This is a genomic window from Acinetobacter sp. 24-47-67 (assembly GCF_056779735.1).
Genome location: NZ_JBWYIK010000001.1, coordinates 208,163 through 223,679 on the forward strand (window position 1 = coordinate 208,163; position 15,517 = coordinate 223,679).

Here is a 15,517-nt window from a genome sequence, read left to right on the forward strand (position 1 = left end):
TATAAACATTCAATTAAGAAATTATACTTAAAAGTTTCAATGAAAATGGCATACCTCATTGAATGAAATATGCCATCAATTCATATTCAATTGACTTTCAGATTCTACCTACTCTATTAGCTTACTTTGTCCATGTTCATATCATCGACAACATGACCCGCGATCTCAGACACTAAATTTTCAAAAGAGAAAATTTGATTTAACTGCTCTTGCGTCAAAAGACTCTGCTCAATGACAACTTGCTGAATGGTTTTATTTTCTGCAAGACAAACCTTCCCAATTTCATCACATTTGGCATGACCTAAGATCGGATCTAATAATGTGACGATACCAACACTTCGCATCACTGCATCGTAACAAGACTGTTCATTTGCAGTAATACCTTGAATACACTTGTTTTCCAGTGTTTGCATTGCTTGAATTAATAAATTGGTCGATTCATTCATGGTCAGTGCAATTACAGGTTCCATGACATTTAATTGTAACTGCCCCGCTTCAGCTGCCATGGTCACTGTCAAATCATTACCAATGACTTTAAAAGCAATTTGATTCACTACTTCAGGAATAACTGGATTGATTTTCGCAGGCATAATGGATGAGCCAGCTTGTAATTCAGGTAATCTAATTTCAGCTAATCCCGTACGAGGCCCTGAACTTAATAAGCGCAGGTCATTACAAATTTTTGAGAGCTTGACGGCTAAACGCTTTAAAGTACTTGATAGAATAATAAATACGCCACAATCACTGGTGGCTTCAACATAGTCTTCAGCACCTTGTAATTTCAATCCAGTAATTTGAGAAAGCGTTTGAACCACTTCTAGTGCATATCCATGAGGTGTGTTCACACCCGTTCCAATCGCAGTCGCACCCAAATTTATTTCTAGCAGTAAATGACGCATCTTTTGGATGAGGCGATAGTCTTCTTTTAATAGCGTCGCAAATGCACGAAACTCTTGTCCGAGTGTCATGGGTACAGCATCTTGGAGTTGAGTTCGCCCCATTTTAATTACGTGTTGAAATTCAGATGCTTTGATCTCAATAGCAGCGATTAATGAGCGAACTTGAGACAATAAATCTTCTAAACTGTAATATGTTGCTAGTCTCAATGCAGTTGGATAAACATCATTGGTCGATTGCGATTTATTCACATGGTCGTTTGGATGAATTACATCATATTGACCTTTAGGCAAGCCGAGATGCTCGAGTGCAAGGTTAGCCACCACTTCATTACTATTCATATTAATAGAAGTTCCAGCCCCACCCTGATAAATATCAATTGGAAATGATGATTTCCAACTTTCAGGCTGCTCAATCAATTGATCACAAGCCCATTGAATCGCTTGGCTGACATCTTGACTCAATTTGGAAAATTTTAAATTTGTCTGTGCTGATGCTTTTTTTACCTGTGCCAATGCACGAATAAAATGTATGTTTTCACCTATTTGTTGATGCGAAATCTGAAAATTCTCCATCGCACGCAGGGTATGAATCCCATAGTAACGATCGAAAGGAACCGCTTTTTCACCGAGCAGATCATGCTCTATTCTTGTTTTATCAAATTGAACCGTAGACACTTTTATTACTCAACAATAATGCACCATTATCGTGCAATATCGATGATAGGCTTCATGCTTATTTTCACTATTGATTTAATACTTCTTTATGCAATAAAAAATTACAACTTCGCTGTTTAAGTGACAAATGTAACTTTATGTTAAAAATAATCATTTATAGAATTGTTTTAAACTTCAAAGTAAACTTTTTTGAAAAAATAGTCTTTGTAACCAAAATTACATTCAGTTTCACTAAACAACTATAAATCTCACTCAAATGTAACAGAGCGTAATTTTCAAAACGTGCTTGAATCAGCTCCTCGAATAATTCGATTAAAAATTCATCTCGGAAAGATGGTCATTTAGGACAGACAAAGGATGGCATAGCAATGAGCCAATTAAATCCTACGCTAATCACATTTATTTTTTATATTGTGGCGATGCTTGGCATTGGGCTTTATGCCTACAAAGCCACGAATAATTTTGATGATTATATTTTAGGTGGTCGGAGTTTAGGCAGTGTCGTCACTGCATTATCCGCAGGTGCATCAGATATGAGTGGCTGGTTACTCATGGGCCTACCTGGTGCAATTTATCTCTCAGGTTTATCCGAAGCTTGGATTGCCATTGGTTTAATTATCGGTGCTTGGTTGAACTGGCTGTTGGTCGCGGGTCGTCTACGTGTTCATACCGAAATACAACATAACGCATTGACTCTCCCCGACTATTTCACCAGCCGCTTTGGTGATCGGAAAAAAGTTCTTCGTATCATCTCAGCTTTTGTAATTTTGATTTTCTTTGCAATTTATTGTGCCTCTGGCATGGTCGCAGGTGCACGTTTATTTGAAAGCCTATTTGGTTGGGATTACAACACAGCCCTATGGATTGGAGCAGTGGCAACGATTAGTTATGTCTGTATTGGCGGTTTCTTAGCCATCAGTTGGACAGATACATTCCAAGCAGGCTTGATGATCTTTGCGCTTTTACTTGCTCCAGTAATGACCTATTTAGCCATTGGTGAAAATGCTCAGCAAGTTAGTGTCATTGTGGAATCCGCACGCCCATTAGCAAATAATTTACTTTCAGATCTCAGCACTGTAGCAATTTTATCTTCAATGGCATGGGGACTTGGCTACTTTGGTCAACCACATATTCTTGTGCGCTTTATGGCAGCAGATTCCGTGAAGTCTATTCCAGCAGCACGTCGAATTGGAATGACATGGATGATTCTATGTCTTGGTGGTGCAGTCGCTGTCGGTTATTTCGGAATCGCTTACTTTGATACGTTTCCTCAACTCGGTGCTGCAGTCAATGCAAATCCTGAAACAGTCTTCATGGAATTAACTAAAATCTTATTTAATCCATGGGTTGCAGGAGTGATTCTTGCCGCGATTCTTGCTGCAGTGATGAGTACCCTAAGCTGCCAACTATTGGTATGCTCTACCACGCTTACAGAAGACTTATACAAAGCATTTATTCGTAAATCTGCCTCACAAACCGAGCTGGTTTGGGTAGGTCGTTTGATGGTATTAATCGTTGCGATTATGGCAATCTTCCTTGCAATGAATCCGAACAGCAAGGTACTCGGTTTAGTTGCTTATGCGTGGGCTGGCTTTGGTGCAGCATTTGGACCACTGATTATCCTTTCTCTCTTCTGGAAGCGAATGACCATCAATGGTGCATTGGCAGGTATGATTGTTGGTGCTGTTACCGTCATTGTATGGAAAAACACCATGGCTGATACTGGCGTCTATGAAATCATTCCTGGCTTTATTTTATCTTGGGTGAGTATTATGGTGGTGAGTTTATTAGGCCGCCCGCCAGCGCAAGATGTGACTGACCGTTTTGATGAAGCTCAACAGAAATATGAAATTGAAATGCAAGAAATCAAAAATGGAAGGTAATGAGAAATAAAAAATTAAGGGGCTTATAGCCCCTTTCTTATACATTTACTTTTTAAATGTTTGCTTAAGTTGCACTTGCGAAGATTCCTTAATAACTTCCATCACTGGATAGCTACGGGTTTCTTTGATGCCAGGCAGTTGCCATAAAACCTGTCCAGAGATCTTACGAAACTCTTCCATGTTGGCGCAACGAATTTTAACTACAAAATCAAACCCACCGCTGATCATGTGACATTCAACAATTTCAGGGTAACTTCTCACTGCATCAGAAAATTCTTCTAATACATTTGGAGTTGTTTTATCTAATAAAATTTCGACAAATACCACAAAACTTCGATTCAGCAGATCTGGATTTAACTTGGCTTCATAACCTGTAATATATCCATCTTTGGTTAGTTTTTGTACTCGAGCAAGCGCTGCTGTGGGAGAAAGATTGACCATTTCAGCAAGTTTTATATTTGATAGACGCCCATCTTTTTGCAAGATATCTAAAATTTTTAAATCTGTACGATCCAACGTCATCATTTGAGTCTGCATGCGAATTATTCTCTAAATTTAACTCTAATTATAGTGAGTTATGCACCATATTTTCTGTAATTATAAATTAAATAAACCTTATAGATAAATCTATTTCATTGTCACAGGACGCTGGCGTATATCTCATGGAACAACTTAGCTCACCCCTTTCTCGCCCAATAGACATTCAAGACATTACTGAATTTAAAGATAAATCAGATCTAGAATTAGAAATAAATCGTGCATGGCGCCGTGATGAATCTGAATGTGTCGAAACACTTCTCGAACAGACCGAGATTGATCAAGAAATTTCAGACAAAATTTATCAATTAGCCTTCAATTTAGCGCATTCATTACGTGAACGTAAAGGGTCAGCGGGCAAAGCAGGCATTGTACAGGGTTTATTACAAGAATTTTCATTATCTTCACAAGAAGGTATTGCGCTCATGTGTTTAGCTGAAGCGCTGTTACGTATCCCTGATAAAGCAACACGTGACTTATTGATCAAAGACAAAATCAACCAAGGCAATTGGAAAGATCATTTAGGTCAAAGCAGCCTAATGTTTGTAAACGCGGCAGCATGGGGCTTAATGTTGACCGGTAAATTAATGGAAACACCTAAAGCAAATAGTTTATCTGGTCTACTCACAGGCATCTTGGCACGAAGTGGCCGTGGCATTATTCGCAAAGCCGTTGATGTTGCTATGCGTATGATGGGTGAACAGTTTGTTACAGGTGAAACCATTGATGAGGCGTTAAATAATGCCGAACGATTAGAAGAACAAGGCTTCCGATACTCATATGATATGTTAGGTGAAGCAGCACTTACAGATCATGATGCGGAGCGCTATTATCAAGATTATACAAATGCGATTCATGCGATTGGTAAGGCATCGTCTGACAAAGATGTTTACGAAGGCCCCGGTATCTCAATCAAACTTTCAGCACTTCATTCACGTTATCAACGTTCGCAAATTGACCGTGTACACGATGAGCTTTATCACAAAGTCTTTAATCTAGCGGTTCTAGCGAAACAATATGATATTGGTCTAAATATCGATGCTGAAGAAACTGATCGGCTGGAAATTTCATTGGAACTTCTTGAACGCTTATGTTTCGAACCAAAATTGAATGGCTGGAAAGGCATTGGATTTGTGATTCAAGCTTATCAAAAAAGATGTTTTTACGTGGTCGATTACATCATTGATTTAGCTAAGCGTAGTCAAAAACGTTTAATGATTCGTTTAGTCAAAGGCGCCTATTGGGACAGTGAAATTAAGAAAGCACAAGTTGAAGGCATGACCGATTATCCTGTCTTTACTCGAAAAGTGCACACAGATTTATCTTATATTGCATGTGCTCGCAAACTTTTAGCCGAACCAGACTTTATTTATCCGCAATTCGCGACACATAATGCACAAACCTTAGCCACTATTTATCATTTAGCAAATCCTGAACAATATTATAAGGGACAATACGAATTCCAATGTTTACATGGCATGGGCGAACCACTTTATGAACAAGTCGTCGGTTCTAAAGCAGATGATAAACTTGGCATACCTTGCCGAATTTATGCACCTGTCGGAAATCACGAAACCCTTTTGGCTTATTTGGTTAGACGATTGCTTGAAAATGGTGCAAACACGTCTTTTGTAAATCGTATTGCTGATAAAACACTCAAAATTGATGACTTGATTGAAAATCCACATCAAACCATTGATGTCACAAGTCGAATCGAAGGCAAAGTTGGATTAAAGCACCCTGCTATTCCATATCCGAAACATTTATATGCTGATCATCGCCCTAACTCTCTTGGAATTGATCTTGCAAATGACCAAGACCTTGAACATTTGAATCATACTTATCAACAATGGTCTAAAGTTCAAATTAAAGCCACCCCAATGGGTCTGAGATTAGATGAATACGTACACGATACAGAGTCAATGGCAATTCTCAATCCTGCGAACCATCAAGATATTGTCGGTGATGTGACGGAAACTCATGCCATGCAAGTGGAAATGGCGTTAGTTAATGCGACTGAAGCACAGCAGGATTGGCAAAATTTAGAAAAAGATCAACGTGCAGAATATTTAATTACAGCATCCAATGTGATGGAGTCTCGACTTGAAGAGCTAATGGTTCTGCTCAGTCGCGAAAGCGGTAAAACATTTGCCAATGCGATTGCTGAAGTACGCGAAGCAGTAGATTTCTTACGCTACTACGCAGCACAAGTGAAAGATCTAGAACACAAAGCCGTTATTCAACCCTTAGGTACAGTACTGTGTATTAGTCCTTGGAACTTCCCATTGGCAATTTTTACAGGTCAAATCGCGGCGGCACTTGTAACAGGGAATACTGTAATCGCCAAACCAGCGGAGCAAACTCCTTTAATTGCCTCAATTGCAGTTCAGATCCTTTGGGAATCTGGCGTACCACAATCTGTCTTACAGCTCTTGCCAGGACGTGGTGAAACAGTGGGTGCACAACTCAGTAGTGATCATCGTATTCAAGGTATTATGTTTACAGGGTCAACTGAGGTTGCGAAAATTTTGCAGAAAACCGTTGCAAAACGACTGAATCAATTTGGTCAATCAATACCTCTCATTGCAGAAACTGGCGGTCAAAATGCCATGATCGTAGATTCTTCTGCCCTGACTGAACAGGTGGTATTAGATGTTGTCAGCTCAGCATTTGATAGTGCAGGTCAGCGTTGTTCAGCACTGCGAATTTTATGTGTTCAAGAAGATAATGCATATACCGTGATCAAAATGCTCAAAGGTGCAATGAAGCAATTGCGTGTCGGCATTCCAAGTTTATTGAAAACTGATATTGGACCTGTAATTGATCGAGAAGCAAAACAAACCATTGATCAACATATTAATAAAATGAAATCTCTGGGTTATCACGTTCAACAACTCATGTGGGATGAAGATGACTCTCATCTCAAGCAAGGGACATTTGTTAAACCGACTTTAATTGAGTTACCACATTTAGATGATCTTGAACGTGAAGTTTTTGGTCCAGTACTGCATGTCATTACGTATAAATATGGCGAACTTGATCGACTTATTGATCAAATCAATGCCAAAGGCTATGGTTTGACTATGGGCTTACACACGCGTATCGATGAAACCATACAAACCGTAATTTCAAAAGCAGAAGTTGGAAATCTCTATATTAACCGCAACATTGTAGGTGCTGTTGTCGGTGTACAACCCTTCGGTGGAGAAGGTTTATCTGGTACAGGTCCCAAAGCTGGTGGACCGATGTATATTTATCGGTTAATGCATGAATGTACACATAAAAAAATTGAACAACCTTATGCAACGAGCAAAGGCGTTGAATTGACTGAACAGCAAAACGTATTGAATCAATATAAAGATTGGGTCAATAAGTCATTCCCTCATTATCAAATGAAGGTGTTGCAACCAAGTTGTGTCGGACATAGCTATGAATTACAAGGACCAACAGGTGAAAATAATCAATATGTTGTGTTACCGAGACATCGTGTTTTAAGCTTGGCAGATCAAGAAATAGATCAGATTCATCAACTTCATGCCATTCTCGCGGTTGGCTCTCAGCCAACTGTTCTAGGTGAGAATACGTTTGTTTTAAAATACTTACAGTCTATGCCTAAAGAAGTCGCTCAACGTATCGCCATCATTGCTGATATTGAGACAGGTAGTTTTGATGCAATTCTACATCATGGCACCAAAAATCAACTGTTAAAATTGCAAGATAAAGTGGCTCAGCGACAAGGTGCGATCATCGGAATTACACATCTAGAGCCTGGTAATTATGACATTCCTTTAGAACGCTTCTTTATTGAACGTGCAATTAGTATTAATACCGCAGCTGCAGGTGGTAATGCAAGTCTAATGACCATGCAAGCTTGATTCTGTTGAGTCAAAAAAAACCAGTGCATTGCACTGGTTTTTTATTTGTGATTTAAACAGCAAGCATACTATTTAAAGTTTCAGATACATTTTTAGATTTCACGATAGGTTTCAATGCTTCGAGTTTCGCTTTGACTTCGGCTTGTTGAGGTTGGGCTAACGTGTACCAACGTGACAAAAGTTGTAACAAACGTGAGCCTACAATCGGATTCTTTTCGTCCAAATATTGAGCCAACTGAATAATGTGATCTACCCCAAAACTCCAAGTATTCACAGGGTTTGAATTTAAACCACCAGTTACAGCACGGATTCGATTAGGTACTTTAAGATCGTAATCAGCATGTGATGTCAGTTTTTGAATCGTCTCTGCTGTCGCTTTCGGATGAGCTGCTTGGATCATAAACCACTGATCCATTGATAGAGCCTCATCTTTAAAACGCGCATAGAAATCTTCTAAAATTTCAGCAGCTTGCGGTGCATCATTCCACACCAACACTTTTAAAGCACCTAAACGTTCAGACATATTACGTGTTTGACGATACTGTTGCTCAGCTAAGTCAAATGCAGCTTCATCTCCTTGACGCGCAATAAAAGAAAGCATGATGTTCTTTAAAGCACGTGTACCCATAGCTTGGGAAAAATCTGACTGTGTTGCTGGATCTAATGATAAATAAGTTTCTTTAGCAAAATCACCTAAACGGCGAGACAAAGTATCTAATAGAGCATTACGCTTTTCATAGATCGCTGTCGGTTGATAATCGTGGTCAATACGACTACCCAAATAACCTTCACTCGGAACATCAAATAAACGTGAAGCTAACAGCGGATCTTGCTGAATTACTCTAGGTAGCGTTTTTAACATCGCTTCAATATATATGTCAGCAGATTGGTCATTTAGTAAGATGCGCTCAAGCAATGTTTGCGTCGCTTGCCACTGATTAAAGCCATTGGTTTCGTACTGTAATAAGAACGCAAGCTGTTCATCAGTATAATTAAACTCTAAATTCACGGGTGCAGAGAAATTTCGTAATAGTGAAATTACAGGCACCTTCGCCACGTTTTTAAACTCGATCGTTGCTTCATCAGTCGTGAATAAGTAAACACCATCTTTGACTTGATCTTCAACTAAAGCTGAGCATTCAAGTTGAAGTTGCTCACCAGTGTGTTCATCAAACAAAGCCAAAGCGACAGGAATTGGAACCGCTTTTAAGTTTGGATATTTTGGATGTGGTTTTAAACTTTGCTTAAAGTTTAAACGATAAGTTTTCTGCTCAGCATCATACTCACCTTTGGCTTCAAGCTTAGGTGTACCCGGTTGGTTATACCAAGTTAAAAATCCTGATAAATCCACACCAGAACCTGCTGATAATGCAGCAACCCAATCTTCCACAGTCACAGCTTGACCATCATGGCGACGGAAATACTCATCCGTTCCTTTACGGAATTTTTCTTTACCTAATAAAGTCGCCATCATGCGGTTAATTTCTGCACCTTTTTCATACACAGTCGCTGTATAGAAGTTATTAATTTCTACGAAATGATCTGGACGTGGAGGATGAGACAATGGTCCTGAATCCTCAGGGAATTGGTGCGCTTTAAGCACTGCTACATCATCAATTCGTTGAACAGCAGCAGACTGCAAATCCTCAGAAAAAGATTGATCACGGAAAACGGTTAAACCTTCTTTCAGACAAAGTTGGAACCAGTCTCGGCAAGTAATACGATTACCCGTCCAGTTATGGAAATATTCATGAGCGATAACAGATTGAACACGCATAATCGCAGCATCAGTCGTGTATTCTTCATCAGCTAAAACACATGATGTGTTAAAAATATTAAGCCCTTTGTTTTCCATTGCACCCATATTGAATGCACTGGTCGCGACAATCATATAATTGTCTAAATCATAAGGTAATCCATAGTGTTCTTCATCCCAACGCATAGAATGTTTAAGTGCTTCCATGGCAATATGGCACTTCGGAATATCTTTTTCTTCAGCATAAATTTCTAGAGCTACGTCACGACCTTCAGACGTGACGTAACGATCTTTTAATACCGCTAAGTCACCAATGACACATGCAAAGAGATAGGCTGGTTTCTTGGTTGGATCTTGCCAAATGGTATAATGACGTCCTTCGCCCACATCACCCGCTTCAATTAAATTACCATTCGCCAGTAGGACTGGAAATTTCTTATCCGCTTCGACACGTGTTGTGAAAACAGACAGCACATCTGGACGGTCTGGATAGAACGTAATTTTACGAAAGCCTTCTGGTTCGTTCTGTGTAACAAACAGATCAGATGCTGCTTGGTATAAACCTTCAAGTTGTGTGTTTGATTCAGGATGAATTTTAACGACTGTAACGATGCATGCATCATCAGGTACAGCTTTAATCACCAATTGTTCATCATCTAGATAATATTGCGAAGAATTTAACTCTTGACCATTCAGTGTAATTGACTTCAACTCAAGATCACGACCAAGCAAAACCAAATCACCTTCAGTCTGACGTTGCATTTTTAGTGTGCCTGTCACCATCGTATGATCGTCATAGACTTGGATATTTAATTCAATCGAATCCACGACAAATGCTGGCTTCTGATAATCTTTCAAAAAAATCGTTTGATCTGCTTCGATCACTGGATTTGCCGCGATATTCATAACTCGTCCTATAAGCTGTTCTTTACAGCGATTATGCTTTTATGTGAAGTCAATTGATCATAGGTCAAAATTGACGAATTGTCTGTGTTTGACGCTCTATTTAATATGGGTCTATTCATTTTTTTTCAATTTAATTTATTTGTAGTAACAACAGTTTGCTTCTTTATTACCCGTTTCAAATATCTTGTCTAAGTACGATAGAAATGTAACAAAAATTCACTTCTTAATTTTCAAGCATAATTATTGCTTCAGTTTAAGAGCGGTAATCATCAAAAAAATTATAAATCATAAATGAGGTGAATCATGCTCATCAGGGACCATATAGTCAGAGTAGAAAACATCAAAACCATGCAGATGATGGATGCTGCTAAAATTGATCATCGCGTGATTGCAGCATTTTTAACCAGCGAGGGAATGCCTATTGAAACATCAGAAGTCACAGCTGTATTGAAAAACTATGATGCACTCGGAATCAAGAGATTATCTCAAAAGAAATCTCAGGTACTTATCCAAGCTAAAATGCAACATTTTTCCGATTCAGAGCTCCCTTGCCCTTTAACCTATTAAATCCTACATCTAGGTCGATCTAACACTTGAGGAAATAATTTTCCGGTTCGATCTATTCATATCTTTCACATAAGCAGGCATTCACCTGCTTATTTTATTGATCGCAACACCAGTCAGATTTGTTTTCAATCCTGACTCAATCAAGCGATGTTGAACAATCGTGTGTATAATTCTTTTATCTTGAAATTAAAGTGCTGCTATGTTGCAAATTCTCCAAAAAAATGCTGATGAAAGTAGTTTCTGTCCACTTTGTCAGGCCAGTATGTACTTTATTGAAGCAGAAGAATTTGATAAAGAAATCCTATTCCATCAATGCTCTCACTGCCATCATCAAGTCTTTCAAGATGAAAACCGCAACTGTCATTGCGAGCGTTGCACAGCAAAACGAAAGAAAATGATGCAGGAAACTCGCATTCAAGAACAACGTAAAATTGCATCGAAGAATAAAGACATACAAGAACTCGATTTGCATCAACTGAGCTTTATGCACAAGTTGTTTTTACTCTCAATATTAGATCAACAAGTTCATGAGCATACCCAACATCAAGAATTCATCGATTGGGAAAATATTAAATATCACACCATTACTCCAAGTTATTTATTTCAAAATCATTTGATGAAACAACTTTTGAAAGACAATATTCTTGTCCCACGTGACTTTTCGAGTGAACTCAGTCAATACTATATTAATGTCCGTCTTGACGGCTATTCTGAACCGAGCTTGTTTAGTATTACCCAAGCGTTACGTCAGCTCTTTTATGAAAATCTGAGCCAAGGTGTACCATTTATAAATAGTGATGAAGTCAAAAGTGCACTCTATACTCTGTTGTACCAAGAAATTATTCAATTTGCGCAATACTACTGTCGTACTTGGGGCGTTCAAATTGCTGGAAATCAGAGTTTTCAAACCTTTTGTTTTAGATTATTAGACTCTCTCGCTGTGGGTCAAATCTATTATTTAGTTCAAACTGCGCTTGAGTATTTGCACCATCAGAAAGCACTCCAAGCCCGTAATGAAAATTTTATCAATACCAACCTTTTAAAAAAGACCTTACAGCAATATCGTGAACGTTCTTTAGCTGAAAAATGGGAAACCTCAACACTGCCAAGGCTACCTAACTTGCCTTTAAGTAAAATGAGCGAAATCTTATTTTTTCATTTTCTAGGCTATGATGAATCAATCTTTTTTCAACCCGTTTGGCGATCGTGGAGTAAAATTGAGCCACGTTTAAATTTTTACTCACAAAAACGTTGTATGAATTGTGGCTCGAATGAACTTTCTGTGGATTATGACGCAGATGACTATGTCAGTTTAATTTGTCGTAATTGTAATCACCAAGACCACTATTTTACACGCTAGCGAACGACTATGAATCATCCAGAAAACTTGATAGCAAATGCTCCAAAAGATATTGAGGTTCAAACCCAAGAGATTCTTAAACAGGTCATTGAAGCATGGCATCTGTTAAAAACCACTCAACCTTTAGTGCATTGTATGACCAATCAGGTTGCTGCCAACTATGTCGCAAATGTACTGTTAGCTGCTGGTGCCTCACCTGCCATGATTGATAATCCTTTTGAAGCTGAAAGTTTCGTGAGTATTAGTCAAGCTTTAAGTATCAATTTAGGGACTCCTCATACAGAACAAGTTGCCGCAATGAAAATTGCCACAGAAACTGCTCACAAAAAAAATATACCTTGGGTATTAGATCCTGTTGGCTATAGTGCTGTTTTGCCATGGCGTACTGAAATTACAAATGATTTATTGCGGTTTAAACCCACCATTATCCGAGGTAATGCTTCAGAAATTGGGAGCTTAGCAGGACAACAAAATCAATCTAAGGGTGTAGACAGTACCCTCGATAGCGCTGCCGTAGTAGAACAGGCAAAAACTTTATTAGATTACTCTGAATGTATCGCAATTTCTGGCGAATCTGATTTTATTCTTTCTAAGTCTTATGGATGTATGGTTAAGATTAATGGAGGTTCACATTTACAGCCAAAAGTTACCGCTACAGGATGCGCCTTAGGTGCATTAATTGCTGCTTATGCTGGCGTAACAAACCCAACCATTGCCTGTATTGCTGCCCATGTACACTTTGCCATCGCAGGGAAGCTCGCTTATACGCAGGCTCAAACTGTCGGAAGTTTTAATGTCGCTTTTATCGATGAACTCTATAGCTATTCGGCTGAAAAAATTCAAAATAGTGCAGATATCGAAATACTGACTTTTGCTGCATAACAAAAGGCTGAAGATCACTTCAGCCTTTTTTGTCTTACTTCTGAACTCTACCTTTACGATAATGCTCTTTTGGCATTTCCGCCAACTCAATGATCAATTGAACCGTTAAGCCTTGAGCATGATAACCATTAAAGCTATGAAGATACTCATTTAAGCGATCTGAAATAAGATTCTTTTGCTCTTCATTACGCCCCGTCATGATCCCTAAACGAACATGAATATAGGCTTGAGGCTCTTCGCCAAAACCAATCAGGAAATCACTATTAGCACGAATACGTGATTTGATATCAGAAGGATGCCCCACTAGACCTGTATCAAATAAAGCGTGGTTTAAGCCTAAAAGCAACGCTTTCGCATCTAAATTTTGAATATTATCCGAATACTCAACGATCATCTGTGGCATCTTAATTCCCTTTGCTTATGTGTTAAAAAATCAATTTCAAATGCGTAACTCATTATTCAATAAATAATAAGGCTAATCTCACTTGGTCATAGCCCATACGCGGATTGGTATTTTCCACGATCGGACGCAACTTGATCGCACCATCTTCACCGAAATGTTCAGGACTCTGTCTTTTAAGTAATTTTTTATAGATTTTACGTACTTGTTCAACGACTTCATCCCCAGGATGAGCAACCGAGATATCTAAGCCCTGCTCTCGATGAAGTTTGGCTAAGTGGTTAATAATGGTTGCTGGCGTTAAACCACGCTCAACCGCAATATCCTGAATTTCATAACCATTTTCAAAGAGCTCGCGAGTTTCATCGAGAGTCGCGGTGGCATAATTGGCTTTACCTGCATTTTTGGCAATTTTTTTCTCATTACGACTAATCTCAAGCTCATTGAGTGTGCCACCACAGTGCCGAATAAATGCCTTATGTTGCGCTTCTAAATCAGCATCACCAAAATGCGCTTCTGCTTCATCAGAGAGTTCTTGAAATCTTCGGTCGGCTTTAATCGCTAAACTGTCCAATTCTAATGCTTGCTCATTGAAACCGAGTAACCTTAGACCATCAATAGATTTCAAACGAGATAACGCGACATAGCCCTGACCCTTTTCAAAGGTATTCGCCAAATTGATTTCTGCCGCCGATAAAGTCATCCCTTGAGACTTATGAATAGTAATCGCCCAAGCTAACCGTAAAGGAACTTGGGAAAAACTCGCGATTGTCTTTCCTGCATCATTATCAACAGACCAGGTTTCAGGTTCGACCACCAGAACAGTGCCGTCTGTTAATTTAACTTTAGGTAATACCCCGTGATCATCTACTTCTTCAAAGCCAATGACTTCACCAAGGCTGCCATTGATATAACCCACATCAAAATTGTTTTTTACAAACATGACTTTGGCATGTTTCTTTAAGGTCAATTCTTCTGGTGCACGTACGGAAGATTTTAATGTCTCGATTAATTTTTCATTACCATCCATTTGTGCACAAAATTGATGACCATCCCCATCAATCTCATTTAAATGACGGTAATTAATGGCATCAACATCCATATTATGGGTATACAAACGTGTAAATGTTTCACCAATATCTTGCTCACGGGTTTGTTGTAAAGCTTGAATATGCTCAGCTTGAATATTTTGTGCACGAATTGCATTCAAAATATCATTCAAGGCTGAGTCATCTTGTCGATGTTGTTCAGTTAAATAACAAACACGAAATTTCGCCTCTACCCAAGCTTGGGACATAAAACAGAATTTATCTCGATTTTTTTCGTCATTGCGTCCGACTGGTGGTAACTGGAAGAAATCTCCAGCGGCAATCACCTGTATGCCACCAAATGCTTCATCAGACTCTTTAAAAAACTTGAGCACTTGATTAACTAAATTAAGCTGCTTCGCATGTAGCATCGAAATTTCATCAATGATCAATACCTGCGCATTTTCTAGATGCTCTTTAAGATATTTGCGCTCTTTCATGCGCTTTAGATCATCATCTGATAAAAAATCTTTGATGCCGATCCCCGCCCACGTATGAATGGTCATCCCATTCATGTGTGTGGCTGCAATGCCTGTAGATGCAGTAATGGCGACTGAAACTTTTCGTGCCTTAAGATAATTAATATATCGATTAAGCGTATACGTTTTTCCTGCACCTGCAGAACCTGTCAAAAAGACATTTTCTCCTGCTTTCATTAACTTCAGTGCAGTTTCTTGTTTCATATGTGC

Annotated in this window: 10 protein-coding genes; 5 read left to right on the top strand and 5 right to left on the bottom strand. The window is 38.9% G+C overall.

Translation table 11 applies throughout. From position 1 onward, the window contains the following. Nucleotides 1-116: 116 nt before the first annotated feature. Nucleotides 117-1,574, bottom strand: coding sequence for an aspartate ammonia-lyase (locus AC1M9K_RS01090; protein ID WP_481588217.1), 1,458 nt, complete (start codon nucleotides 1,572-1,574; stop codon nucleotides 117-119). Between the two features lie 368 nt (nucleotides 1,575-1,942). Between AC1M9K_RS01090 and putP the strand changes: the two genes are divergently transcribed. After that, entirely contained in the window at nucleotides 1,943-3,457 is a 1,515-nt protein-coding gene (gene putP, locus AC1M9K_RS01095) for a sodium/proline symporter PutP (protein WP_180027777.1), read from the top strand. A gap of 45 nt (nucleotides 3,458-3,502) precedes the next feature. Here the strand turns inward: putP and AC1M9K_RS01100 are convergent, their stop codons facing one another. Next, a complete protein-coding gene (locus AC1M9K_RS01100) occupies nucleotides 3,503-3,994 on the bottom strand; it encodes an Lrp/AsnC ligand binding domain-containing protein (protein WP_035263751.1) in 492 nt (163 codons plus the stop codon). 125 nt (nucleotides 3,995-4,119) lie between these two features. On the opposite strand from AC1M9K_RS01100, the gene putA reads away from it, so the two are divergent. After that, a complete protein-coding gene (gene putA / locus AC1M9K_RS01105) occupies nucleotides 4,120-7,869 on the top strand; it encodes a trifunctional transcriptional regulator/proline dehydrogenase/L-glutamate gamma-semialdehyde dehydrogenase (RefSeq protein ID WP_481588218.1) in 3,750 nt (1,249 codons plus the stop codon). Between the two features lie 52 nt (nucleotides 7,870-7,921). Here putA and pepN read toward each other — a convergent pair whose 3' ends face one another. Further along, nucleotides 7,922-10,531 (bottom strand): aminopeptidase N, encoded by a 2,610-nt coding sequence (gene pepN / locus AC1M9K_RS01110; protein WP_481588219.1) that lies wholly within the window; start codon nucleotides 10,529-10,531, stop codon nucleotides 7,922-7,924. Nucleotides 10,532-10,834: 303 nt separating this feature from the next. Between pepN and AC1M9K_RS01115 the strand changes: the two genes are divergently transcribed. From AC1M9K_RS01115 to thiM, 3 genes are all read left to right on the top strand, one after another. Beyond that, nucleotides 10,835-11,098 (top strand): hypothetical protein, encoded by a 264-nt coding sequence (locus tag AC1M9K_RS01115; RefSeq protein ID WP_035263756.1) that lies wholly within the window; start codon nucleotides 10,835-10,837, stop codon nucleotides 11,096-11,098. Between the two features lie 199 nt (nucleotides 11,099-11,297). After that, entirely contained in the window at nucleotides 11,298-12,458 is a 1,161-nt protein-coding gene (locus AC1M9K_RS01120) for a hypothetical protein (RefSeq protein ID WP_481588220.1), read from the top strand. 9 nt (nucleotides 12,459-12,467) lie between these two features. Then, nucleotides 12,468-13,340 (top strand): hydroxyethylthiazole kinase, encoded by an 873-nt coding sequence (thiM, locus tag AC1M9K_RS01125; protein WP_481588221.1) that lies wholly within the window; start codon nucleotides 12,468-12,470, stop codon nucleotides 13,338-13,340. Between the two features lie 34 nt (nucleotides 13,341-13,374). On the opposite strand, the gene AC1M9K_RS01130 is transcribed toward thiM, so the two are convergent. Continuing rightward, nucleotides 13,375-13,743 (bottom strand): 5-carboxymethyl-2-hydroxymuconate Delta-isomerase, encoded by a 369-nt coding sequence (locus AC1M9K_RS01130; protein WP_180027772.1) that lies wholly within the window; start codon nucleotides 13,741-13,743, stop codon nucleotides 13,375-13,377. A 52-nt stretch (nucleotides 13,744-13,795) separates the two neighbouring features. Then, nucleotides 13,796-15,511 (bottom strand): AAA family ATPase, encoded by a 1,716-nt coding sequence (locus AC1M9K_RS01135; protein WP_481588222.1) that lies wholly within the window; start codon nucleotides 15,509-15,511, stop codon nucleotides 13,796-13,798. Between the last annotated feature and the right edge of the window lie 6 nt (nucleotides 15,512-15,517).

What these genes read in the sequence shown, in the direction of transcription:
- AC1M9K_RS01100 (WP_035263751.1), bottom strand. Translation starts at nt 3,994, where the DNA reads ATGCAGACTCAAATGATGACGTTGGATCGTACAGATTTAAAAATTTTA.
- AC1M9K_RS01135 (WP_481588222.1), bottom strand. Translation starts at nt 15,511, where the DNA reads ATGAAACAAGAAACTGCACTGAAGTTAATGAAAGCAGGAGAAAATGTC.
- AC1M9K_RS01120 (WP_481588220.1), top strand. Translation starts at nt 11,298, where the DNA reads ATGTTGCAAATTCTCCAAAAAAATGCTGATGAAAGTAGTTTCTGTCCA.
- AC1M9K_RS01115 (WP_035263756.1), top strand. Translation starts at nt 10,835, where the DNA reads ATGCTCATCAGGGACCATATAGTCAGAGTAGAAAACATCAAAACCATG.
- putP (WP_180027777.1), top strand. Translation starts at nt 1,943, where the DNA reads ATGAGCCAATTAAATCCTACGCTAATCACATTTATTTTTTATATTGTG.
- pepN (WP_481588219.1), bottom strand. Translation starts at nt 10,531, where the DNA reads ATGAATATCGCGGCAAATCCAGTGATCGAAGCAGATCAAACGATTTTT.
- thiM (WP_481588221.1), top strand. Translation starts at nt 12,468, where the DNA reads ATGAATCATCCAGAAAACTTGATAGCAAATGCTCCAAAAGATATTGAG.
- AC1M9K_RS01130 (WP_180027772.1), bottom strand. Translation starts at nt 13,743, where the DNA reads ATGCCACAGATGATCGTTGAGTATTCGGATAATATTCAAAATTTAGAT.
- putA (WP_481588218.1), top strand. Translation starts at nt 4,120, where the DNA reads ATGGAACAACTTAGCTCACCCCTTTCTCGCCCAATAGACATTCAAGAC.